Genomic DNA, 23,179 nt, shown 5'->3' with positions numbered 1-23,179 from the left:
AAAAGGAGACAAATGTAGTTAAAAAGCAGATTTAATATCGTTTTTACTGCTCTAAATTTAATACTTGTTAATAGTTCAAGAAGCATTCCTTCTTTTACTGAACATAATTTTATTGAAGGAATTATTTTTTAGATTGTTTAAGAGCAGCTTTTATAAAATTCACAAATAAAGGATGAGGTTTTAAAACCGTACTTTTATATTCCGGATGATATTGCACACCTACAAACCAAGGATGACTTGGAATCTCAATAACTTCTACCAACCCAGTTTTTGGATTTATACCAGCAGCCTTCATTCCCTTAAGTTCAATTTGTGCTAAATAGTCATTATTAAATTCATAACGATGTCTGTGGCGTTCGCTAATCATTTCGGATTGATAGGCTTTGTATGTTTTTGACTCTTTAACAAGTTTACAATCCCAAGCACCTAAACGCATCGTTCCGCCTTTTTCAGTAACACTTTCTTGGCTTTCCATTAAATTAATAACAGGGTTTAAACAATCGCTTTTCATTTCTGTAGAAAAAGCATCTCTTAGTCCTAAAACGTTTTTAGCAAACTCAATTACCGCCATTTGCATTCCTAAACAGATACCGAAGAAAGGAATATTATTTTCTCTCGCATACTGAACGGCTTTAATTTTACCATCAATTCCTCTATCTCCAAATCCAGGAGCCACTAAAATTCCATTAACGCCTTTCAGTTTTTTCTCGTAATTACTTGGAGTTAAACTTTCAGAATGAATCCATCTAACATTTACTTTGGTTTCATGAGATGAACCAGCGTGTATAAAAGCTTCCGTAATAGATTTGTAAGAGTCTTGTAACTCAATATATTTTCCAATCAATGCAATTTCAACTTCAGAAGTAGGATTTTTATGCTTCTGTAGAAAATTATTCCAAGTTATTAATTTAGGTTCTTGTTTTGACGTTAAGTTCAATTTCTTCAAAACGACAGTATCTAAGCCTTCATCTAACATTAAATTTGGCACATCGTAAATGGTCTCTGCATCTATTGATTGTATCACATCTTCTTGCTTCACATTACAAAATAATGCTAATTTTCTTTTGATATCATCAGAAATTTGATGTTCTGTTCTACAGACTAAAATATCTGGACTTACACCACTTTGCATTAACATTTTAACAGAGTGTTGTGTAGGTTTTGTTTTTAACTCACCAGCAGCAGCTAAGTAAGGTACTAGTGTTAAATGAATGACAATCGCATTCTCATTACCTTTCTCCCAAAGTAATTGTCTTACAGACTCAACATAAGGTAAAGATTCAATATCACCAACAGTTCCACCAATTTCTGTAATTACAATATCGTAATCTCCAGTTTCACCTAAAATTTGAATTCTATGTTTTATTTCGTCTGTAATATGTGGAATAACCTGAACTGTTTTTCCTAAAAATTCACCTTTTCTTTCCTTATTTATGACAGATTGATAAATTTTACCCGTAGTAACATTGTTTGCTTGGCTTGTAGGAATATTTAAAAAACGCTCATAATGACCTAAATCTAAATCAGTTTCAGCACCATCGTCAGTTACATAACATTCCCCGTGTTCATAAGGGTTTAATGTGCCTGGATCGATGTTAATATATGGATCTAATTTTTGAATGGTTACGGAAAAGCCTCTTTCTTGGAGTAATTTAGCTAAAGAAGCTGCAATTATCCCTTTTCCAAGTGATGAAGTTACGCCTCCTGTGACAAAAACGTATTTAGTAGTACTCATGGTTAATTTAGGTTTGGGCAAAAGTACTAACTCTTGTATTTATCACAAATAAAAAAGGATAAAAACATTAAAAAAAATGCTAGATTATATTTTGGAAAAAAATATTTTAATTTTTTTTGAAATACTGTTTGTCAAAAATAAAAACAGTTGTATATTTGCCCACGCTTTTAATGAGGTAAGCTTGTAAAGCAAAAAATAATATAGAAGACAATTAAAAATACATAATAATGCCAAAAAGAACGTATCAACCATCAAAGAGAAAGAGAAGAAACAAACATGGTTTCATGGAAAGAATGGCTTCTGCTAATGGTAGAAAAGTATTAGCTCGAAGAAGAGCAAAAGGAAGAAAAAAAGTTTCTGTTTCTTCAGAAACTAGACATAAAAAATAAATGATTAACAATTGTTAATATATAAGGTGTTACTTTTTTAAGTAACACCTTTTTTTATACCCAAGCACTAGCTATTTTTGTAAAATTAAACAACACAACAACTTACAATGCCAAAAAGAAAAGACCTTAATTCCATACTCATTATTGGATCTGGACCGATTGTTATTGGTCAGGCCTGCGAATTCGATTATTCGGGATCACAATCTTTACGATCTTTGCGTGAAGACGGAATAGAGACTATTTTAATTAACTCTAATCCTGCAACAATTATGACTGACCCTTCTATGGCAGATCATATTTATCTGCTACCGTTAACAACAAAATCAATTATTCAAATTTTAAAAGAGCATCCACAGATTGATGCAGTTTTGCCAACGATGGGTGGTCAAACAGCATTAAATTTATGTATTGAAGCTGATGATAAAGGAATTTGGGAAGATTTTGGCGTAAAATTAATTGGTGTAGATATTGATGCTATTAATGTTACTGAGGATAGAGAACAGTTTAGAGAGTTAATGTTGAAAATTGATGTGCCAATGGCGCCTCAAGCAACAGCAACGTCATTCTTAAAAGGAAAAGAAATTGCACAAGAATTTGGTTTTCCATTAGTAATTCGATCTTCATATACCTTAGGAGGAGCAGGGGCATCTATTGTTTATAAGCCGGAAGATTTTGATGAACTATTAAGCCGAGGTTTAGAAGCATCACCTATTCATGAAGTGATGATTGATAAAGCCATGATGGGATGGAAAGAATATGAGCTAGAGTTATTACGAGATAGAAATGATAATGTAGTAATTATTTGTTCTATTGAAAATATGGATCCAATGGGAATTCATACAGGAGATTCTATTACAGTCGCTCCAGCAATGACACTGTCTGATAAAACTTTTCAGAAAATGCGTGATATGGCCATTCATATGATGCGCTCTATTGGTGATTTTGAAGGAGGTTGTAATGTTCAGTTTGCAGTTTCTCCTGACGAAAAAGAAGATATTATTGCCATCGAAATTAATCCACGTGTTTCGCGTTCATCCGCCTTAGCGAGTAAAGCTACCGGTTATCCGATTGCAAAAGTTGCCACAAAATTAGCTATTGGATATTCTTTAGATGAACTAGAAAACGGAATTACAAAATCTACATCCGCTTTATTCGAGCCAACTTTAGATTATGTAATTGTAAAAATTCCGCGATGGAATTTTGATAAATTCGAAGGTTCAGACAGAACTTTAGGATTACAAATGAAATCTGTTGGTGAGGTAATGGGAATTGGACGTTCTTTTCAAGAAGCATTACATAAAGCAACTCAATCTTTAGAAATAAAAAGAAATGGTTTAGGTGCAGACGGAAAAGGCTACACAGATTATAACCAAATTATAGATAAATTAACAAACGCAAGTTGGGATCGTGTCTTTGCGATTTATGACGCTATAGCTATTGGAATTCCTTTGAGTAAGATTTATGATATCACAAAAATTGATATGTGGTATTTAAAACAGTATGAAGAGTTGTTTCAATTGCAAAAAGAAATTTCTACACATACAATTGAGACTATAGAAAGAGATTTATTATTAGAGGCTAAACAGAAAGGTTATGGAGATAGGCAAATAGCTCATATGTTGAGTTGTTTGGAAAGTCAGGTTTACGCAAAAAGAGATGCTTTAAAGATACAGCGTGTTTTTAAATTAGTAGATACATGTGCTGCTGAATTTAAAGCAAAAACCCCTTATTATTACTCAACTTTTGAAAATGAAATTGAAACTGTTGATGGCGAAATTATTATTGCAAACGAAAGTATTGTAACAGACAAGAAGAAAATAATAGTTTTAGGTTCTGGTCCAAATAGAATTGGACAAGGAATTGAGTTCGATTACTGTTGTGTTCATGGAGTTTTAGCAGCTGCAGAATGTGGTTATGAAACAATTATGATTAATTGCAATCCTGAAACGGTTTCTACAGATTTTGATACTGCTGATAAATTATACTTTGAGCCTGTTTTTTGGGAACATATTTATGATATTATTCGTCATGAAAAGCCAGAAGGAGTTATTGTTCAGTTGGGTGGGCAAACTGCATTAAAGTTAGCTGAAAAATTAACTAAATACGGTATTAAAATTATAGGTACTTCTTTTGAAGCATTAGATTTAGCAGAAGATAGAGGTAGTTTTTCTACATTGTTAAAAAATAATAATATTCCGTATCCAGAATTCGGAATTGCAGAAACTGCGGATGAAGCTTTGGTTTTAGCCGATGAGTTGGATTTTCCGATTTTAGTAAGGCCTTCATATGTTTTAGGGGGTCAAGGAATGAAAATTGTAATCAACAAAGAAGAATTAGTTGAGCATGTTGTAGATTTATTAGGCAGAATGCCTGGTAATAAATTATTGTTAGACCATTATCTAGATGGCGCTATTGAAGCTGAAGCAGATGCAATTTGTGATGCTGATGGAAATGTTTACATTATCGGAATTATGGAACATATAGAACCTTGTGGGATTCATTCAGGAGATTCTAATGCAACCTTGCCAGCTTTTAATTTAGGTGAGTTTGTAATGCAGCAAATTAAAGATCATACATATACAATTGCGAGAGAATTAAAGACTGTCGGATTGATCAATGTTCAGTTTGCTATCAAACATGATGTTGTTTATATTATAGAAGCAAATCCTAGAGCTTCTAGAACCGTGCCTTTTATAGCAAAAGCCTATAAAGAACCGTATGTAAATTATGCGACTAAAGTAATGTTAGGTCATAATAAAGTGACTGATTTCGATTTTAATCCACAATTAGATGGATATGCAATTAAACAACCAGTTTTCTCATTTAACAAGTTTCCGAATGTGAATAAGAAACTAGGACCAGAAATGAAATCTACAGGTGAAAGTATTTTATTTATCGATAGTTTAAAAGACGATGAATTTTACAACTTATACTCTAGACGTAAAATGTATTTGAGTAAATAAAACTCAATATTTTTATCAAAAAAAAAGCGTCCTCTGGGTGCTTTTTTTTTGATATGAAAATATAGTATATAAAATTTTTTTCTTAAAAAATTTTATATATAAAGAACTGTTTTATTAATTATTTTTAAACAAATATATGAAGGAACCTTTTCTTAAAAATAAATTCAGCAAGAACTATTTAAAAATTCGTGATTATTAATTGTTCACATAGGTATTAATGTGAATAATTTTAAATTTTAGTAGTAGTAAAATAATTATATTTTTTTCTTTCTAGTTTGCAAAACAAAAGTTGCATTAAATCCGAAGTGAAAATTACCATCTTTTGCATTGAAATTGTTTTTAGTTTGACCAATAAAAGCGTCTTCTGCAAAATTTCTTGCATTTGTAATTTGAAATTGCAATAATAAATGACTTAATTCCCAATTAACTCCAACCATAAAAGCATTATACGTATCAATTGTTTTTAAAGGATTTACCACATAAAAATATTCTGAGACAATAGAAGCATGGCTACCAATTTTATGTCTTCCCCCAAAACCAACGGCAAACTGATTATTTGGACTTTCGGTTAAAGAGCTAGTTTGTTTGTGAATAAAAGTAGGTGTAATTTGTAAAGAAAACTTAGAATTAAACTTTCTTGCCATTAAAAGTTGACTTGTAAATGCATATTTATCTGAAGAATTAGTAATTGGTTGATATAAATTATCAACTATATTCTTTATGCTTCTATGAGAAAAGCCTTGTAATAAAGTGATGCTTATCAACCCTTTATTAGAATTTTTAATTTGCCTTAAAAGCTTATATTTTAGAAATCCGTCCAAAACTTCATCATGATTGGTATACCCTAAACCAAAAGTGAAACTATCAGAAAAAGCATAATCTAAACCATAACGTGTACTAACAACATCAGCTAAAAAACGTTGTCCTTCAAAATTAGGAATGTTCCAATATCTATTGAAGATAGATATTTCTAAAGTGCCCTTTTTTCTTGTCTCTATTGAATGTCCTAAACCAATTCTTGTCGTTTTGAATGTGGCAATTTCGTAAATTGGCTTGTCTGGAAATTCTTTGTATAATTTGTCTAATAAACCTTGTCCGTTTACAGAAGAATTTAAAAAAACAAATACTATTGTAAGGAATTGAAATATTATTTTATTCTTCATAAGGCTGGTATTGAAATCTAAATTTTATAGAAATGGTTTTGGCAATATTACTGGATAAAATTGGCGGAATTTTAATTTGAAAATCATTTACTAAAATATCAAAATTTCCTGATAAAATATAATTGTTATCTATGCTTTCGATGGTGGTTTTAAGGTCTATTTCTTTTGTAATTCCATGTATAGTAATTTTTCCACGAATAATTTTTATTTGTTTTTTTTGGTTTTTTTTATCAAAATCAATAATTTTTCCAATAAAGTTTGCTTTTGGGTACATGTCTGATTCAATATAACTTTCGTTAAAATGTTCATACATTAAATCCTTTTTAAAAACAAAAGCACGCATCAACATGCTTATGGCAAGTTCTTGTTTTTCAATGTCTAAGATACTTAAAACCTGATTATTTTTAGCTTCAATGTTTTCAACAGAAGTGTAGGAAAAAAAAGAAATTTGACCTTGTCTAGCAATAAATTGATATTGTTCTTGTCCAAAATCTACAAAGTAAAAAAACAATAAAAATAGTGGAATTAATTTATTCATTTGGTATTAAATCTATTGAGCAATTTAATAAAATTACGTCTTTTAAAAAACCTTTACAAATTCCTTTTACACGTATTTTTTGATGCTTTTTTAGCTGTTTTATTTTTCTTTTTTGGTTTGGGTTTACATCGCAAATTACTCCAAAATTTTCAGTATTACTATTTAATATAATTGTATTTCTATTGTTTAAAAACATAATTTCTTTTATATGCCCAGTAACTTCTATAATTTTATCTGCGTATAAGCTATCAGATCTTTCTTCATCTGCGATATATGCCTTTATTAGGTCTTTTGTCGAAATAGAGAATTCTGTATCTTTATTATCTAGATTTTTTTCTGAAGATTTTAATAAAGGAAAGATGTACGCGTACGTATTAATAATAATTAATAGAATGAGAATCAGAAAAAAAAAATTGTTTTTACTTTTCATTTTTACTATCCAAAGAAAAGAAAAATTATCTTTTTTGTAGGTAAAAATCTTTGTAAAAAGGAAAAAAATAGGTTTCAAGAGGAAAAATTAATGACAGAAAGAAAAGAATATATAGTATATTTCAACTTTCTTAATAACTATGAAAAAAGACAAACTTTACTTTTTAACTTTTTTATCTATTGCAATCATCTTTTTAGTTGTGGCTTTAATTGCATCACAATATTTTATTAAAGTTAGCGCAAATCAATTAATTGAAGTACAAGTAGAGTCTAGTAAAAGAGAAGCTGGTGAGTTTGCAAAATTGATTGATTTTCAGTTGTCATCGGGATTAAAAAGGGAGGAAGTTGTTACTAATATTCAAGAAATTATAGAAAATTCTGATATAGATACCTGGTTTATTAGTGTGTTTAATTGGAGCGGAGAAGAGGTTTGTCACCCAGATAAAACTAAAGTGGGTGAGCAAGTGAATTCTAATGAAACATTATTATCCTCATTAAAAGAAAAGAATAATTCTGATGATTTGTTTGATTTGTTGATGGGTAAAAGTAATACGTCAACTTCAGAAATCATCCACATTTCTCCAATTAAAAACTCTGATTTAATTATTGCTGCAAATGTCAATATTAAAAGCATTTCTCTGCAAATGAGTGTATTAAAATCCAACTTTTATCTCATTTTTTTAATTATGGGTATTCTAGTAATTATATTTTCTTTTATCGCGGTTAGAGTTATTGGTAGTGCTTATGAGAAACAATTAGAATTAAAAAATTCTTCATTAACATCGGAAGTAGTAAACCTTTCTAAATTAAATATAGATTTGGTTTCTTACAAAGAGAAAGTTGCAGTAATACCTGAGCAAAACACAATAGAAGAATCTTCAGAAAATGAAAAACAAAGAATTCTTACCTATATAAGAAATGAATTAGTGCCTATATCTATTAAAGATATCGCCTATATTTATACAGAGAACACAATTACCTACGTTGTTTGTTTTGATGATAAGAAATCAACCACAAATATGAGTTTGGATGATATGTATACTTACTTAAATCCTACTTTGTTTTTTAGAGCGAACAGACAATTTATTATTAGTATTAGGGCTATTGATAAAATTATAAGATATGGCAACAGCCAACTTAAAATATTGCTACAATCTAAAACATCCGAAGAGATTATAATCAGTAAAAACAAAGCTGCAGAATTTAAGCAGTGGTTAAATATATAGTTCTTTTTGGTGCAACTAAGTGTAGGGTTAAATTACTTTTCAAGGCTTTATTTTCCTTTTTAAATAATTTTATTCCCCTTTTATAAAGGTTCATAGTTTGTATTTTTTTTTATTTTAGTTACTTTGGTAAAGAATTTAAAACAACTAAAATGAAAAATAACCTAAAATTTTACAAAACGTTTTTATTAACAATATTAGTTGTGCTCATTTCTTCTTGCTTAACAAATGTTGATGAAGAAGAGGTTTTAGACCCTGATGCTCCAGACCTTTGCGCGGATATTACTTTTTCAGTGGATGTCAAAAAAATTATAGATAATAATTGTATTACGTGCCATAGTTCAGGAGGAGGACAATCACCAAACCTAGAGACATATAATGGTGTGAGTGCAAATGCAGACATAATAAAATCTGAAGTTGTCAGTAAAGAAATGCCAATTGGAGGTTCATTAACAAATGAGGAAATTGCAGCAATCAGTTGTTGGGTAGATGCAGGAGCTTTAAATAATTAATAGTTAAAAATGATGAATAGGGAAAAAATTATTATCGTAATCCTAATTTTTGCAATTCTCGGTGCGTTTGTTGGTTATAAAATATATAATAAACCACATATTGATGTTGCAGAAACATTAGCAGATATTAGTATTTCTGCAAATGAAATTTTATCTGAATTTGCTGCAGATGAAACAACGGCAAATACTAAATATTTGGACAAAATTGTAGCCGTTAAGGGCGTGATTTCGGAGACTAGAATTGAAAAGGAAAAAGGAATCATTACCTTGAAAACCAATGATGATTTTGGCAGTATTTTATGTCATTTATCAGCAAAATCAACAAAAAAAATGGATAAACTAAAAGTTGGGGAAATCGTTATTGTTAAAGGGATTTGTACAGGCTATTTAATGGATGTTATTTTAGTAAAGTCAGAAATTACAAATTAATTATAAAAGCCAGAAATTATGAAACTACTTTATACAATTTTGTGCTGTTCATTGTTTGTAGCAGTAACCAACAGTCAAGACCGATATTTAACAAAAAATGGTGCTATTAACTTTTATTCTAAAGCACCAATGGAAGATATCACAGCAGATAATAATCAAGTATTAAGTATTATTGATGCCTCAAAAGGTAAAATGGCAATTCAAATACTAATGAAATCATTCTTATTTGAAAAAGCGTTAATGCAAGAACACTTTAATGAGAATTATGTGGAGTCGGATACATATCCAAAAGCCACTTTTAAAGGGACTATTTTAAATTTTGATACTATTAATGCAACTGCAAGTAAGCAGCAAGTAAAAGGGATGTTAACCATTCATGGGGTTACTAAGGAAATTACAATTGATGCTAATTTCACAAAAACAGATGCATTGATTTTAGTAGATGGCAATTTTATTATTGAAGTTGATGATTTTAACATACAAATTCCCGCAGTAGTTGCTAAAAATATTGCTAAAAAAATAAAAGTGAGTTTCGACTTTAATCATAAACCTTACAAGAAGTAGACCAATCATTATGAAAAAATTATTCGCTATTTTTCTAATTTCGATAAGTATATCAGCATACAGTCAAGACGATTTGTTAGATATTTTAAATGAGGAAACTCCAGAAAATGTCACTGAAGATATTGTGACAGCAACGTTTAAAGGGACAAGAATTTTAAACGGACATTCCATACAAAACAGGAAGGATAAAGAGTTAGAATTTATAATTTCGCATAGATTTGGAGCCATTAATTTAGGATTCGATGAGCTTTTTGGGTTAGATCAATCTAATATTCGTTTTGCATTAGAATATGGGGTAACTGATAATTTAACCATGGGTTTAGGAAGAAGTAGTTTTGAAAAAACTTTTGATTCTTTTTTTAAATATAGTTTGGTAAAACAAAGAAAAGGAGCAAATTATTTTCCTGTAGCTATCTCATTTTTTGGAAGTATTGCAGCAAAAACACAAGATGAACAATTTCCTCTCATAAAAAGAACTTTTTCTGAAAACCTATCATATGTAGGTCAAGTTTTAATTGCAAGAAAGTTCAACTCCTCTTTTTCAATGCAATTATCACCAACGTTTATTCATAGAAATACGGTTAGAGCGGAAGAAGATCCACATAGCATTTTTGCATTGGGTTTTGGAAGTCGAATAAAACTGAGCAAACGAGTTTCATTTAATAGTGAATATTACCTTGCATTTGATGAATCTACATCTATAAATGCTAAAAATTCTTTGGCTTTTGGTGTAGATATTGAAACTGGAGGACATGTTTTTCAGTTAATTTTATCAAACGCAATTACCATGATCGAAAAAAGTTTTATTGCCGAAAACACTGGAGATTTCTTCGGAGGAGATATTCACTTTGGTTTCAATATTTCAAGAACCTTTTAATTTTTTAAATTTCATTTTGAAGAATGAATAATTGAGATTTTTTTTCATAATTTAAAATCTTTCTCTTTAAATTATGAAAAGTAAAAGTCTTTATAATCTATTCCTTTTCCAAAAGAGTGATTTTTGAATTACTATTTTTGAATAAATGTAAATATGTTTCAACTTTAAAAACTGAACTACTAAAACGAGAAGTTCTATTTCTACTTTCTTCTTGCCTTTTTATACTTCTTGCAAACCGTCTAATTTCGTCTTTTGTAGTTAAAATAATACCAGGGATTAAAGTACTTTTTCCATGATCATCTTTTGCAACCATCGTAAAATAAGAAGAATTACAATGCTTTTTTTTACCAGTTCTAATATTTTCAGATTCTACTCTTAAGCCTACAACCATTGAAGTTCTTCCTGAATAATTGATAGATGCTTTTAGGGTAACTAATTCACCCACTTCAATTGGGTGTAAAAAATCAACTTTATTTACAGAAGCTGTTACACAATAATTTCCAGAATGTTTGGAAGCGCATGCAAAGGCAATTTGATCCATTAAATTTAAAATATGACCTCCATGTATTTTTCCGCTAAAATTAGAATGTGATGGTAACATTAACTGTGTAATTATAACTTGAGATTCATTAATGTGCTTAAATTGCTTTTTTGTTTCAGACATACTTCAAAAATACAATTCTTTTTTTTCGATGAGTTTAAAAATTTACTAGAAAGGAATAATTTTTAACTTAGAATATTCCTTTTTAAAAGTCATTATTTCGCTTTTACCTCTTTTTTATTTTAGTTCAGCATTGATTTTCTTTCATTTGCTGGAGTTTTATAGATTATTTCATTAAATTTAACCAGTTGTACGAATACAACAAAACAAAAAACAAATTATGATTAAAAAATTACCTTTTATTTTTTCACTAATGCTGTCTATAAGCTTAGCATCACAGAACACCAATACTGTTAATATTGATTGGAGTTTTAATTCAACTCCATCAGCAACTGGCAATGCTAATTCGAGCAGAACAATAGAAATTGGTGATACTGTAACTTGGAACTGGTATTCTGGCGGAAATCACAATGTAAAAAGTAAATCAACGGCTAATGAGAGTTTTGAGAGCCAATTTTTTGGAAATGGAGGAACTTTTTCGCACATTTTTACTTCAATAGGAACCAATGACTATATATGTTCTCCTCATCCAGGAACTATGTTTGGAACGATTACTGTCGTTGCTGAAGGAACTTTAAGTATTGATTCTTTTGATATGTTGGGAACTATCAATATGTATCCAAACCCAACAGACACTAATCTTACTATAGATTTTAAAATTCAAAACATTGAAAAACTAAATATTGAAGTTTTCAATTTATTGGGAAAAGAAGTGTTAACGAAGCAAATTTCAAAAAATGATACTTCTTTATTGGTTTCAGGGCTAAGTAAAGGGGTTTATTTAGTTAGAATTACATCTCTAAATGGTGAAAATTCTACGACTAAACGCTTCGTGAAAATTTAATCTAATTACTTTAAAATAGATTTTAAATTTTGTTTTAAATCTATGTAATAAATCTTTGTTTTTTTTTGATTGTATTTTTCTAAAAAAAAATACCTTTTGAAAATCGCAAAGATTTATATTTGTGAAAAGTTTTTTTATGAATTATATATTATTTGATGGTGATGTTAGAAAATCTTTGTTGCCTTTTACATATACAAAACCAGTTGCAGATTTAAGAGTAGGTATTTTAACCATTAGAGAAAAATGGGAAAAATATTTAAGCCTAACAACCACAACAGTAACAGAAGAATATTTAGAGGAAAAATATCCAATGGTGGAATTGGAACAGAATGTTTTAATAAATGCTTCCTTTTGTCCAACAAAAAGTTTGGTTGAAAAAGTGAAAAACTTATCAAAAAATGAGGCCATTTTTAAAGGTGAAGATGTCATTGCTTTTTTTACATCTGATTCTCAAGAAGAAGTAAATTTTGATGACTATACTCAAATTGAGTTTGATGAAGACATTCTTCAAATAAAAAATACTTGGGATATTTTTTCATTAAATGACAAAGCGATTCAAGAAGATTTTGAATTGATTACAGAAGGAAGAACTTCAGAGCCAATTCCGGCAGGTGTTCAATACATAAATAAAGAAAACATATTTATTGAAGAAGGAGCAAAGCTTACATTTGCTTTTTTAAATGCAACTGATGGACCGATTTACGTCGGTAAAGATGCAGAAATTATGGAAGGTTGTGTTGTACGAGGAGCTTTAGCAATGTGCGAACATTCTGTATTAAAATTAGGAACAAAAATTTATGGAGCTACCACTTTAGGACCTTATTGTAAAGTAGGAGGTGAGGTAAATAATTCAGTTCTAATGGGATATTCTAGCAAGGGGCATGATGGTTTTTTAGGGAATTCTGTTCTGGGAGAATGGTGTAATTTAGGCGCAGATACAAACAATTCGAATCTTAAAAATAATTATGCAGAAGTAAAATTATGGAATTATGAAACCGGCCGTTTTGCAAAAACAGGATTACAATTTTGTGGATTAATGATGGGTGATCATTCTAAATGTGGCATTAATACAATGTTCAATACAGGGACTGTAATAGGGGTTTCTGTCAATATTTTTGGCCCTGGATTTCCTAGAAATTTTGTACCATCTTTCAGTTGGGGAGGCGCGTCAGGGTTTACAGAGTATAAAACCAATAAAGTTTTTGAAGTTGCAGATGTTGTTATGAAACGAAGAAATTTAGTTTTTGATGCTATAGAGGAACGAATTTTAAAGCACGTTTTTGAGGAAACTAAACAGTATAGAAATTATTAAAAAGTATTTAAATTTTATTTACATAAAGTAACTTCAACATCTATACCGCTAAAAATAGCTACTCCAGTCAATTCTTCTACGAATTGATCATCTGTTAAATCATTAATACTAACACCCGGGTTTGCAGCTGCAATATCTAATTTAATGCCTTTCCTGTGGTGTCCCCAACCATGAGGAATGCTAATTACACTTTCGCAAATTTCATCATTTACATCTGCCGTAATTCTTACAGAACCAACTCTAGAAGTTATTTCTACTAAATCTCCGCTAGTAATGTTTCTTTTCATGGCATCATTTGGATGAATTATGAGATTACAAATATTAGACCCCTTCATTAAACTTTTACTATTATGCATCCAGCTATTATTACTTCTAAGGTTTCTTCTTCCTATTAAGCTTAAAGTATTTGATATGGTTTTTTTACTTTTTAATAATTTATTAATTTCGTGAATATAGATATCGGATAAAAGTCTAATTTTTTTATTTTCGAATAATAAAACATCTTCTATTCTAGGTTTTAAAGAACCTAAATCTATGCCATTAGGATGTTGTTTAAGTTTTTCTAAATCTAAATTATAACAGCCTTTTTTTAGGCCACTATCTAATAAATAGTTTAAAGTTAAATTTTTAAACATTCCTATTTGCTGAAGTGTTTGGTCTGTCTTTTTGTGCTTTTTTAGTAGTGAAATGGTTAATCTTTTAAAAATATCAAAATCATACAAAGCATCTTTAGATTTTGCTATAATGGGTTCGCTATATTTTGTAGTATTCCTTATGGCTAAATTGTTAAAAATATAATCATAATGTGAAACTTCTAATGCTGTTGCTGGAGGTAAAATATAGTCAGCATTTTTTGTGGTTTCATTTAAATAGATATCCACGGAAACCATAAAATCTAAACTATCGATAGCTTTTTCTAATTGTTTTCCATTAGGTGTCGATAAAACAGGATTACCACAAACCGTAATAAGTGCATTAATTTTAGATTCTTTTTTATTGAAAATTTCTTCAGCTAAAGTACTCACGGGCAATTCACCGTTAAATTCAGGTAATTTTCTAACGGTAGATTGCCATCTATTAAATTTTAAAACTGGTTTTTTGGTATTTACAACTCTAATTGCAGGTTTCGGGAACATTATGCCTCCAGGTGTATCAAAATTACCACTTAAAATGTTTAATATATTTATTGCCCAAATACTTAAAGACCCATATTCTACAGTACTTAAACCTAACCTTCCGTATATCGAAGCAGATTTCGCGTTGATAAAATCTTTAGTAATTAAAGATATTGTTTCATTTTTAATACCTGTTTTTGCTGCAACATAATCTAAATCTAAATTTTGTAACAAAGCTTTTAACACGCTTAATTCTTTGGTTGAAACATAGTTTTCTAGATGATTTAATGTAATCAGTTTCTCATCTAAAATTATTTTAATCATTGCTAATAATAGCCAAATATCTGATGCTGGTTTTATAAAATGATGTTCACTGGCTTTTTTTGCGGTTTCACTAAAACGAGGGTCAATAACTACTACTTTTCCTTTTCGCTTAATATCTTTTATTAATTTTCTTGCATTTGGTGCAGTCATCATACTTCCATTAGAAACCATTGGATTTCCGCCTAAAATTAGCCAATGATGCGTTCTGTGTAAATCTGGTACTGGTAATAAATTTGAATGCCCAAACATAGTTGCAGCTGCTAAATGATGTGCTAGTTGATCTGCAGAGGTTGCAGAAAATACATTTTTTGATTTTATAGTTTTGTAAAATAGAGGAGCACCAAGAATAGTTCCTAAATTATGTACTGAAGGATTCCCACTGTAGATTGCGATAGCATTTTTACCATGCTGTTCTTGAATTTGATGTAATTTTTCTGAAACCTCATTAATTGCTTGATCCCATGAAATTTCAATCCAATTTTTACCTACCTTTTTTAAGGGTTTCTTTAATCTATTAGGGTCTTCGTGAATATCTTTTAAACCTATGGCTTTTGGGCAAATATGACCTTTGCTAAATGGGTCTTTTTTATCACCAGATATTTTTTTAATTTTGTTTTTTTTAAGAAAGAAATTCTATTAATTTCTTTCAATTACGTCACCAGAACCCACAGATTTACTATCCACATCTTTAGGGTTTCCTTTGTAATAAATATTTCCAGAACCCACTACTTTTGCTTTAATTTTAGTTTTAACGGTAGCTTTTATACTTCCAGAACCCGCAATATTTGCATTTAGAATATCAGTATTTAGTTCATAGGCCTCTATACTTCCAGATCCCGCAATTGAACATGTAAATTCATTAGATTTTCCAAATAATTTGATGTTTCCAGAACCACCAATTGATGATTTCATTTCATCAGTATCAACATGTAAAGTAATGTTTCCAGAGCCGCCTAAAGAAACTGCTAAATCCTGGTTTTTTATGATGCCTTGATTTGTGATGTTTCCAGAACCACCCAAAGAAATTTTGTCTAAACTTTCATAAGTAACCGTAATCGTTAACTTTTTGGTAGTTCTTACATTTATATTTTTTTCATATTTTATTTTTAAAGTATTATTTTTTACTTCAGTTATTATGTGAGGGATAATGTTTTCTTCACCTTCAATAGTTATTTTACCTTCTTTTCCTTTTACAAGAATTATGTCAAAAGAACCACCAACAGAAAGCCCATCATAACCTGAAGTAGTTCTGTTTAAAGTAACAATATTTCCATTTCCTTTAATTTTTTTACTATTTCCCCACCAATCTTGTGCATTGATAGATACAGTAATTGTTAGGAGTAGTAATGTAAGTGTAGTTTTTTTAAACATAATTTATATTTTTAAGTTGTCTTGGTTTGTTAATTTTCTTTGATGGAAACGCCACCATATTGAGAGTTAATTTTTATACTAGAGTCCGAATTTCCTTTTCCGAATTTCCCTTCATAATATTTTTTAGATGATTTAGAAATTTTTTTGTAAAATTCTATGTTGTCATCATTTCTTTTAAAACTAGCATATTGTAAATTTAATTCAAAGTTGAACACCGCATCTTGGTCTACATTAATTCTAATGCCTGCATATTCTCCATCAATATTTACGCTTTCAAAATCTTTTACCAAACGTTTTACAAAAATAGCGCCATAATCAGTGTCAATTTTTAAATTCTTTCTAATAGTTCCAAAACGCATACTAACGTAATCTGATTTTCCATTTACATTCAATGCTTCATCAATGGTAATTGAACCGTAATCAGCATTAAAATCAATATCCTCAATTTTTTCAAATTTTAAAGCAGAGTAATCTGCATTTACTTTTAAAGTTCCTGAATTTTCAATAGTAATTTTAGAGTAATCTAGATCAAGATTACCACTTTTCATAAAAACTACATTAGATGCTGAGCAATAATCTAAATTAATACTATTATTTTCTGCTGATAATTCACCGATAGAAATTTTCCCATAATCGCAGTTAATGTTTGCTGTTCCAGATAAATCACTTAAAAAAATACTACCATAATCATTATCTAAATCGGCATCATTGGTTTTAGGCATTTTTATTATGTAGTTGATTTGAAAATTTAAATTGTTATTTTTTTTCCATAAAGACCACCTGTTTTTTCCTTTTTCAAATTTTGTAATTGCAGACACAAAATTAAGAGATGATTCAAACTCCACGTCAATACGTTCAAGCTTTTCTTTAACGCTATCTATGTCATCTCCTTTTACGATAATAGTAACTTCAATTTCTACTCGCTTTTTATCCCAAGTTGTAATGTTTAAATTTCCATAACTATTCTTAATATTGAGTTTAGCATCAGTACTTACTGTAAATTCTTTTTTAATTATTCTACTTTTTTCATGTTTTTTGTCATCAACATGGGCCGACGCAATTAACGGAATAAGCAAGAATAGAAGTACAGTTTTATAGATAGATTTCATTGTTTAAGGTTTTAGTATTTTTAATTTGCTCTATTCGGTTCAGTACATTTTCTAAAATTTCTAAACGTTTTTGATAGTTCTTTATCATCGCATTTATTATTAGTTTAGAGTTACTGCTATTATTTAATTCTGTCATAAAGCTTTTATAATCGTCTTCAAGTTCTTCTAATTGTTCTAAAGCTTCTTCAATAACTGTTTCTGTCTCTAGGTTTCTGTTTTTTTCAATAGTTTTTAATTCTTGATGGATTGTAGAAACAAAATAGTTTTGAACTTCTTCCATTTTAGGTGATACATCTGCCAGATCTAACTGTTGTTTTTGATAATTGTTTCCCATCCAAAAGCCAAAAACTAAAACAACCGAAGCTGCTATGGATAACCATTTCCAAGTAGGTTTTTTATGATTTTGTGCAGGTTTGTTTAATCTTTTTTCAAAGCGCTTTTCATGCCCTAATTTTGGCTCATGAAAATCAAAATCATTTTCAGAAAAAAAATCATGTAATTTATCTTCCATACGCTTGTGTTTTTATGCTTTCTGTAAGTAATATTTGCTTTAATTTTTTCTTTGCTCTGGAAACAGTAGTTCTCACGTTCTCATTTGTATAATTTAAAATTTGTGCGATTTCTTCATAATCATAACCTTCAATTAAATTAAGGGTGAGTACTAATCTATAATTATCTTTTAAGCTTTGTAAGGTATTTAAAACATTTTTAGGATTTAAGCCTTTATAATCGATTACTTCATCTGTAATTTTATCATTGGTAATAACTTCCATTTTTACTTTTTGATACCGATTGTTTTTTTTTAACTGTGTTAAACTTTTATTAATCACAATACGTTTTAACCAGGCACCGAAAGTTACTTCACCTTTAAATGTATGCAATTTTGTAAAAGCCGTTAAAAAAGCTTCTTGCATAATGTCTTCAGCTTCAAAATTATCTTTTAAAATTCTGTGTGCAGTATTATACATTGCTTGATAGTAAGCTTTATATAAATCTAACTGCGCATTTTTATCCGATTTTTTGCAGCGTTTTATAAGGTTGGTTATATGTGGTTGACTAGTTTCCAATAAAACGTTTCTATATGAAAGACTAAACTGTTTATGCGTTGTGACAGTTTTGTGAAAATAAAAATAGTCTTTTTAAAGAGAAAGTGATTAATTCAATATTTTAAAGACTTTCCAGTATGGAGTTGACATTATTTTTATCTTCTATTTTAAGCAAACTCCATTGCAAGTCATAACAAATTGTTTCTCCAATTTTTAATTTCTTTTCAGGACTCAAACATTCTAATTCGCTAAATAAATGATTTCCAAATATGGTTACAGAAGTTCCTCCATCTGGATATGAGTTTTTATCATCAAAATTAAATTTTTCTATAAATAAAGTTTTGTGTAAATACCCAGCAATCCAATTCTTAGAATCTGCTCCTACTTTTTGAGGTAAATTGTCAGATGATTTTAATTTTAAAATAGCACTATTTAGGGCTGCGTTTATATGAGCATTATTCTTTGCATCTGGCCACTTAGGTATTAAAAAACCGTTTTCAAATATACTTTTTTTATTGATGGGTAAGTAGCTAGTATTCGGAGTTTTAATTTTAGATAAGCTCCAAATAGTTAGTGGAATTTCTTCAATAACTTTATTTTTAGCAACAGTTTTTTTTGTCAATTTTTGTTGAATTTTAACTTTTGTTCCATTTTCTGACATTGTAATAATTCTTTCTAATTGTATCCCTAGTAATTCACTCAAAGGACTCTTTAGAATAATGCCGTTTTTTAAGAAAGTAACCTCATAAGAACTCGCATTTATAAATGGATCTGGTACGTGTCTGCTGCCAGTTAAAATATTAAAATATTCTTCAGAGCATGGTAAAACTCTATTGCCACCAAGATTTGGAGCTTGGTTCGTATTGTTTTCTTGAAAGTAATTTCCAGCATTAAATTTAATACCTTCAAGTTGCTCATTTTCATAAAACATATTTGTTCCGTCTAAGAAACCATAGTGCATAATTCTACCAATTTCTGGTACTACTAAAATTTTAATAGTTGAATTTGAAATTTCTATTGTTTCTTTCCAGCCTTTATATGATATATTCTTTATTTTTATCTTAGACATATCTTTTGTTTTAGTTGCAAAAATGATAAAAAAAAATGAAGTAATTAAATTCTATTTACCAATGGCACAACAATTGTCTTATTTAAATAAGATAATGAAGGGTTTGATTTTAAACAATTGGTTATCAATTAATTATAATTAAAATAGTGATATTGGTTTTTATTGATTCAATAAATCAATGTCACAATGACAGATATACAGAAAATGAGCAAAACAAAGATTATAAAGTTAGACAGTTTGTCGTTTCAAAACATCATGAACGAAGATGCTGAATTAATCCCACTAATGACGCCAGAAGATGAAGAAATCATCAATAAAGAGAGCGTTCCTGCAATGTTGCCAATTCTTCCGTTAAGAAATACCGTTCTATTTCCAGGAGTTGTAATTCCTATTACGGCCGGAAGGGATAAATCCATTCAATTAATTAAAGATGCCAATAAAGGTGATAAAATAATTGGAGTAGTAGCACAAAAAAATGAAGAAGAAGAAGACCCTGGTTTAAAAGATATACATACAACGGGTGTTGTGGCACAAATTTTACGTGTGTTAAAAATGCCTGATGGAAATACAACTGTTATCATTCAGGGAAAAAAACGTTTTGAAATTGATCAAATTATTCAGGATGAACCTTATTTAAAGGCAACTGTAAAAGAAGCTGTAGATGATAGAAGTATTGAAGACAAAAAAGAGTTCGATGCAATTATAGATTCTATTAAAGAACAAGCTTTAGAGGTTATTAAGGAAAACCCAATGTTACCTTCAGAAGCTTCATTCGCGATTAAAAATATTCAATCAAATTCGTTTTTAGTCAATTTTATTGCTTCTAACATGGATTTAAGTGTAATGCATAAACAAGTAATTTTAGAAAAAGACAATCTAAAAGAACGAGCTTTATTAACACTCAAAAACTTAAACAAAGAGCTACAGAAATTACAATTACGTAATGACATTCAATCTAAAACACGTGAAGATTTAGATCAACAACAACGTGAATATTATTTAAATCAGCAGTTAAAAACGATTCAAGAAGAATTAGGAGGCGTTTCTAATGATGAAGAATTGGAAGAAATGCGCAAGCAGGCCAAAAAGAAAAAGTGGACTAAAGAAGTAGGAGAGACCTTTGATAAAGAACTGGCTCGTTTGCGAAGAATGAATCCGCAAGCTGCAGAATATGGTGTGCAAAGAAGCTATTTAGAATTATTATTAGAATTACCTTGGGGCATTTATTCTGAAGACAAATTCGATTTGAAGCATGCTACCAAAGTTTTAGATCGAGATCACTTTGGTTTAGAAAAAGTAAAAGAAAGAATTATAGAACACTTAGCTGTTTTAAAATTAAGAGGTGATATGAAATCACCTATTATCTGTTTATATGGCCCTCCAGGAGTTGGTAAAACTTCTTTGGGGAAATCTGTTGCGGAAGCTTTAGGGCGCAAATATGTTAGAATGTCTTTAGGTGGTTTGCGTGATGAAGCAGAAATTCGAGGACATAGAAAAACTTATATTGGTGCAATGCCGGGTCGTTTAATTCAGAATTTAAAAAAATCAGGAACTTCAAACCCTGTTTTTGTGTTAGACGAAATAGATAAATTAGGTCAAAGTCACCAAGGTGATCCATCTTCAGCGATGCTAGAAGTATTAGATCCTGAGCAAAATGAGGCTTTTTATGACAATTATTTGGAAGTTGGTTATGATTTATCGAAAGTACTTTTTATTGCTACAGCAAATAATTTAGGTCAAATTCCTTGGGCTTTGCGTGATAGAATGGAAATTATAAATGTTTCTGGTTATACAATTGAGGAAAAAATAGAAATTGCCAAAAGACATTTATTACCAAAACAATTAAAAGAACACGGTTTAACAACTAAAGATATTAAGTTAGGAAAAAAACAAATTGAACAAATTGTTGAAGGTTACACGCGTGAGTCAGGAGTTCGTGGTTTAGAAAAGAAGATTGCAAAAGTGGTTCGTTTTGCAGCTAAATCTATCGCACTAGAGGAAGAATATGATATCGCTGTATCTTCAGAAAAAATAGAAGATATTTTAGGAACCCCAAGAAATAGAGATAAATTTGAAAATAATGATGTTGCTGGAGTAGTTACAGGTTTAGCATGGACGCAGGTTGGAGGTGATATTTTATTTATAGAATCTATTTTATCAAAAGGAAAAGGAACACTTTCTATTACAGGTAATTTAGGAACTGTAATGAAAGAATCGGCAACAATTGCATTACAATATATAAAATCCAATGCGGAAGAATTTGGTATTAAACCAGAAATTTTAGAAAAGTACAATGTCCATATTCACGTTCCTGAGGGAGCAACACCAAAAGATGGGCCAAGTGCAGGTATCACCATGTTAACGTCTTTAGTCTCCTCTTATACACAACGTAAAATTAAGAATAAATTAGCCATGACTGGTGAAATTACCTTGCGTGGAAAAGTATTACCTGTTGGCGGAATTAAAGAAAAAATATTAGCTGCTAAAAGAGCAAATATTAAGGAAATTATTTTGTGCAAGGACAATGAAAAAGATATTTTAGAAATAAAAGAGAGCTATTTAAAGGGCTTAACTTTTCATTATGTAACCGACATGAAAGAGGTCATAGAATTGGCGCTCACAAAACAAAAAGTAAAAAACGCTAAGAAATTAGTCTAAATTTAAAAGCCTCCTAATTGGAGGCTTTTTTTATTTTAATAAAAAAGTGTGGAGAATTTATTTAAAAAAATCTTTAGATTTTTCCCAGTAAACATCCATCTCAGTTAAGGTCATGTCCGAAAGTTGTGTACCATCATCCTTGGCAGCTTGTTCTAAATATTGAAAACGATTTATAAATTTTTTGTTCGTTTTTTCTAGAGCATTTTCAGGATTTACGCCAATAAATCGAGCGTAATTAATCATGGAAAACAAGACATCTCCAAATTCTTTTTCAATGTCTTCTTTATTTTCCTTCTTTATTTCTTCATTTAGTTCAGAGAGTTCTTCTTGTACTTTTCCCCAAACTTGTTCTGGTTTTTCCCAATCAAACCCAACACCTGCAACTTTATCTTGTATTCTATTCGCTTTTACAATGGCGGGTAGACCTTTAGGAACGCCTTCTAAAACAGAGTTTTTACCTTCCTTTAGCTTTAATTGTTCCCAATTACGTTTTACATCTTCCTCATTCTCCACTTTTACATCCCCATAAATGTGAGGATGTCTATGAATTAATTTATCAGAAATAGAGTTAGCAACATCCCCAATATCAAAAGCATTTTTTTCACTTCCAATTTTTGCGTAAAAAACAATGTGCAAAAGAACATCTCCTAATTCTTTTTTAATTTCTTGCAAATCATTATCAAGAATAGCATCAGCCAATTCATACGTCTCTTCTATTGTTAAATGACGTAAACTTTCTAATGTTTGTTTTTTATCCCAAGGACACTTCTCACGAAGTTCGTCCATTATATCTAACAAACGATTAAAAGCTGCTAATTGATCTTTTCTTGTATTCAAAATGATAAAGT

The 23,179-nt window shown here is 29.9% G+C and carries 22 protein-coding genes; 10 read left to right on the top strand and 12 right to left on the bottom strand.

Annotated elements, in window-relative coordinates:
- Nucleotides 1-121 precede the first annotated feature (121 nt).
- Nucleotides 122-1,735 (bottom strand): CTP synthase, encoded by a 1,614-nt coding sequence (locus ATE90_RS07640; RefSeq protein WP_036785481.1) that lies wholly within the window; start codon nucleotides 1,733-1,735, stop codon nucleotides 122-124.
- Between the two features lie 227 nt (nucleotides 1,736-1,962).
- Between ATE90_RS07640 and rpmH the strand changes: the two genes are divergently transcribed.
- Both rpmH and carB read left to right on the top strand, forming a co-directional pair.
- Nucleotides 1,963-2,124, top strand: coding sequence for a 50S ribosomal protein L34 (rpmH, locus tag ATE90_RS07635; RefSeq protein WP_036785483.1), 162 nt, complete (start codon nucleotides 1,963-1,965; stop codon nucleotides 2,122-2,124).
- A gap of 107 nt (nucleotides 2,125-2,231) precedes the next feature.
- Entirely contained in the window at nucleotides 2,232-5,087 is a 2,856-nt protein-coding gene (gene carB / locus ATE90_RS07630) for a carbamoyl-phosphate synthase large subunit (RefSeq protein ID WP_036785485.1), read from the top strand.
- A gap of 254 nt (nucleotides 5,088-5,341) precedes the next feature.
- Here the strand turns inward: carB and ATE90_RS07625 are convergent, their stop codons facing one another.
- The 3 genes from ATE90_RS07625 to ATE90_RS07615 are packed head-to-tail and all read right to left on the bottom strand — an operon-like array spanning nucleotide 5,342 to nucleotide 7,218.
- Nucleotides 5,342-6,250: a DUF5777 family beta-barrel protein gene (locus ATE90_RS07625; protein WP_036785487.1), complete on the bottom strand. Its 909-nt coding sequence runs from the start codon at nucleotides 6,248-6,250 to the stop codon at nucleotides 5,342-5,344.
- The gene (locus ATE90_RS07620; RefSeq protein WP_101451166.1) at nucleotides 6,240-6,788 is read right to left on the bottom strand and encodes a YceI family protein; all 549 of its coding nucleotides are present in this window, start codon (nucleotides 6,786-6,788) and stop codon (nucleotides 6,240-6,242) included. Before ATE90_RS07620 ends, ATE90_RS07625 begins: the two co-directional genes overlap by 11 nt.
- A complete protein-coding gene (locus tag ATE90_RS07615; RefSeq protein WP_143741109.1) occupies nucleotides 6,781-7,218 on the bottom strand; it encodes an OB-fold protein in 438 nt (145 codons plus the stop codon). Before ATE90_RS07615 ends, ATE90_RS07620 begins: the two co-directional genes overlap by 8 nt.
- 139 nt (nucleotides 7,219-7,357) lie before the next feature.
- On the opposite strand from ATE90_RS07615, the gene ATE90_RS07610 reads away from it, so the two are divergent.
- From ATE90_RS07610 to ATE90_RS07590, 5 genes are all read left to right on the top strand, one after another.
- Nucleotides 7,358-8,443 carry a LytR/AlgR family response regulator transcription factor gene (locus ATE90_RS07610; RefSeq protein WP_036785491.1) on the top strand — a complete coding sequence of 362 codons (1,086 nt, stop codon included), beginning with the start codon at nucleotides 7,358-7,360 and terminating at the stop codon, nucleotides 8,441-8,443.
- 149 nt (nucleotides 8,444-8,592) lie between these two features.
- The gene (locus ATE90_RS07605) at nucleotides 8,593-8,952 is read left to right on the top strand and encodes a c-type cytochrome (RefSeq protein WP_036785493.1); all 360 of its coding nucleotides are present in this window, start codon (nucleotides 8,593-8,595) and stop codon (nucleotides 8,950-8,952) included.
- A gap of 9 nt (nucleotides 8,953-8,961) precedes the next feature.
- Nucleotides 8,962-9,381 carry an OB-fold protein gene (locus ATE90_RS07600; RefSeq protein ID WP_036785496.1) on the top strand — a complete coding sequence of 140 codons (420 nt, stop codon included), beginning with the start codon at nucleotides 8,962-8,964 and terminating at the stop codon, nucleotides 9,379-9,381.
- Nucleotides 9,382-9,399: 18 nt separating this feature from the next.
- A complete protein-coding gene (locus tag ATE90_RS07595; protein ID WP_036785500.1) occupies nucleotides 9,400-9,945 on the top strand; it encodes a YceI family protein in 546 nt (181 codons plus the stop codon).
- A 10-nt stretch (nucleotides 9,946-9,955) separates the two neighbouring features.
- On the top strand, nucleotides 9,956-10,822 hold the full coding sequence (locus ATE90_RS07590) for a DUF5777 family beta-barrel protein (protein ID WP_036785502.1): 867 nt from the start codon (nucleotides 9,956-9,958) through the stop codon (nucleotides 10,820-10,822).
- A 97-nt stretch (nucleotides 10,823-10,919) separates the two neighbouring features.
- On the opposite strand, the gene ATE90_RS07585 is transcribed toward ATE90_RS07590, so the two are convergent.
- The gene (locus tag ATE90_RS07585) at nucleotides 10,920-11,486 is read right to left on the bottom strand and encodes an acyl-CoA thioesterase (protein WP_036785505.1); all 567 of its coding nucleotides are present in this window, start codon (nucleotides 11,484-11,486) and stop codon (nucleotides 10,920-10,922) included.
- Nucleotides 11,487-11,703: 217 nt separating this feature from the next.
- Here ATE90_RS07585 and ATE90_RS07580 point away from each other — a divergent pair, with 217 nt between their 5' ends.
- Both ATE90_RS07580 and ATE90_RS07575 read left to right on the top strand, forming a co-directional pair.
- Nucleotides 11,704-12,327 (top strand): T9SS type A sorting domain-containing protein, encoded by a 624-nt coding sequence (locus ATE90_RS07580; protein ID WP_101451162.1) that lies wholly within the window; start codon nucleotides 11,704-11,706, stop codon nucleotides 12,325-12,327.
- Nucleotides 12,328-12,463: 136 nt separating this feature from the next.
- The gene (locus ATE90_RS07575) at nucleotides 12,464-13,639 is read left to right on the top strand and encodes a GlmU family protein (protein ID WP_036785508.1); all 1,176 of its coding nucleotides are present in this window, start codon (nucleotides 12,464-12,466) and stop codon (nucleotides 13,637-13,639) included.
- 14 nt (nucleotides 13,640-13,653) lie between these two features.
- On the opposite strand, the gene ATE90_RS07570 is transcribed toward ATE90_RS07575, so the two are convergent.
- The 6 genes from ATE90_RS07570 to ATE90_RS07545 all read right to left on the bottom strand — a co-directional run bounded on the left by ATE90_RS07570 (nucleotide 13,654) and on the right by ATE90_RS07545 (nucleotide 19,673).
- The gene (locus tag ATE90_RS07570) at nucleotides 13,654-15,609 is read right to left on the bottom strand and encodes a molybdopterin-dependent oxidoreductase (RefSeq protein WP_302849304.1); all 1,956 of its coding nucleotides are present in this window, start codon (nucleotides 15,607-15,609) and stop codon (nucleotides 13,654-13,656) included.
- A 105-nt stretch (nucleotides 15,610-15,714) separates the two neighbouring features.
- Nucleotides 15,715-16,449, bottom strand: coding sequence for a head GIN domain-containing protein (locus ATE90_RS07565; protein WP_036785512.1), 735 nt, complete (start codon nucleotides 16,447-16,449; stop codon nucleotides 15,715-15,717).
- Nucleotides 16,450-16,478: 29 nt separating this feature from the next.
- Nucleotides 16,479-17,558 carry a hypothetical protein gene (locus ATE90_RS07560; RefSeq protein WP_101451158.1) on the bottom strand — a complete coding sequence of 360 codons (1,080 nt, stop codon included), beginning with the start codon at nucleotides 17,556-17,558 and terminating at the stop codon, nucleotides 16,479-16,481.
- The gene (locus ATE90_RS07555; RefSeq protein WP_036785517.1) at nucleotides 17,542-18,069 is read right to left on the bottom strand and encodes a hypothetical protein; all 528 of its coding nucleotides are present in this window, start codon (nucleotides 18,067-18,069) and stop codon (nucleotides 17,542-17,544) included. Before ATE90_RS07555 ends, ATE90_RS07560 begins: the two co-directional genes overlap by 17 nt.
- Nucleotides 18,059-18,625 carry an RNA polymerase sigma factor gene (locus ATE90_RS07550; protein WP_036785519.1) on the bottom strand — a complete coding sequence of 189 codons (567 nt, stop codon included), beginning with the start codon at nucleotides 18,623-18,625 and terminating at the stop codon, nucleotides 18,059-18,061. Before ATE90_RS07550 ends, ATE90_RS07555 begins: the two co-directional genes overlap by 11 nt.
- A 100-nt stretch (nucleotides 18,626-18,725) precedes the next feature.
- Entirely contained in the window at nucleotides 18,726-19,673 is a 948-nt protein-coding gene (locus ATE90_RS07545; RefSeq protein WP_036785521.1) for a hypothetical protein, read from the bottom strand.
- Nucleotides 19,674-19,877: 204 nt separating this feature from the next.
- Between ATE90_RS07545 and lon the strand changes: the two genes are divergently transcribed.
- Complete coding sequence (gene lon, locus ATE90_RS07540) at nucleotides 19,878-22,331, top strand: endopeptidase La (RefSeq protein ID WP_254712301.1); 2,454 nt, start codon at nucleotides 19,878-19,880, stop codon at nucleotides 22,329-22,331.
- A 57-nt stretch (nucleotides 22,332-22,388) separates the two neighbouring features.
- Here lon and mazG read toward each other — a convergent pair whose 3' ends face one another.
- Nucleotides 22,389-23,168, bottom strand: a complete 780-nt coding sequence (gene mazG / locus ATE90_RS07535; RefSeq protein WP_036785527.1) for a nucleoside triphosphate pyrophosphohydrolase — start codon at nucleotides 23,166-23,168, stop codon at nucleotides 22,389-22,391.
- Nucleotides 23,169-23,179 lie beyond the last annotated feature (11 nt).

This window comes from Polaribacter sp. Hel1_33_96 (assembly GCF_002846595.1).
Taxonomy (GTDB): Bacteria; Bacteroidota; Bacteroidia; order Flavobacteriales; family Flavobacteriaceae; genus Polaribacter.
The sequence above is the reverse complement of the archived record's forward strand: the minus strand, read 5'-3'. Positions and strand labels throughout refer to the sequence as shown.

Coding starts and splice junctions, on each gene's coding strand:
- ATE90_RS07605 (WP_036785493.1), top strand. CDS start 8,593: ATGAAAAATAACCTAAAATTTTACAAAACGTTTTTATTAACAATATTA.
- ATE90_RS07585 (WP_036785505.1), bottom strand. CDS start 11,486: ATGTCTGAAACAAAAAAGCAATTTAAGCACATTAATGAATCTCAAGTT.
- ATE90_RS07565 (WP_036785512.1), bottom strand. CDS start 16,449: ATGTTTAAAAAAACTACACTTACATTACTACTCCTAACAATTACTGTA.
- ATE90_RS07600 (WP_036785496.1), top strand. CDS start 8,962: ATGATGAATAGGGAAAAAATTATTATCGTAATCCTAATTTTTGCAATT.
- ATE90_RS07555 (WP_036785517.1), bottom strand. CDS start 18,069: ATGGAAGATAAATTACATGATTTTTTTTCTGAAAATGATTTTGATTTT.
- rpmH (WP_036785483.1), top strand. CDS start 1,963: ATGCCAAAAAGAACGTATCAACCATCAAAGAGAAAGAGAAGAAACAAA.
- ATE90_RS07615 (WP_143741109.1), bottom strand. CDS start 7,218: ATGAAAAGTAAAAACAATTTTTTTTTTCTGATTCTCATTCTATTAATT.
- ATE90_RS07640 (WP_036785481.1), bottom strand. CDS start 1,735: ATGAGTACTACTAAATACGTTTTTGTCACAGGAGGCGTAACTTCATCA.
- ATE90_RS07575 (WP_036785508.1), top strand. CDS start 12,464: ATGAATTATATATTATTTGATGGTGATGTTAGAAAATCTTTGTTGCCT.
- carB (WP_036785485.1), top strand. CDS start 2,232: ATGCCAAAAAGAAAAGACCTTAATTCCATACTCATTATTGGATCTGGA.
- ATE90_RS07590 (WP_036785502.1), top strand. CDS start 9,956: ATGAAAAAATTATTCGCTATTTTTCTAATTTCGATAAGTATATCAGCA.
- ATE90_RS07610 (WP_036785491.1), top strand. CDS start 7,358: ATGAAAAAAGACAAACTTTACTTTTTAACTTTTTTATCTATTGCAATC.
- lon (WP_254712301.1), top strand. CDS start 19,878: ATGAGCAAAACAAAGATTATAAAGTTAGACAGTTTGTCGTTTCAAAAC.
- ATE90_RS07620 (WP_101451166.1), bottom strand. CDS start 6,788: ATGAATAAATTAATTCCACTATTTTTATTGTTTTTTTACTTTGTAGAT.
- ATE90_RS07545 (WP_036785521.1), bottom strand. CDS start 19,673: ATGTCTAAGATAAAAATAAAGAATATATCATATAAAGGCTGGAAAGAA.
- ATE90_RS07625 (WP_036785487.1), bottom strand. CDS start 6,250: ATGAAGAATAAAATAATATTTCAATTCCTTACAATAGTATTTGTTTTT.
- ATE90_RS07595 (WP_036785500.1), top strand. CDS start 9,400: ATGAAACTACTTTATACAATTTTGTGCTGTTCATTGTTTGTAGCAGTA.
- ATE90_RS07580 (WP_101451162.1), top strand. CDS start 11,704: ATGATTAAAAAATTACCTTTTATTTTTTCACTAATGCTGTCTATAAGC.
- ATE90_RS07560 (WP_101451158.1), bottom strand. CDS start 17,558: ATGAAATCTATCTATAAAACTGTACTTCTATTCTTGCTTATTCCGTTA.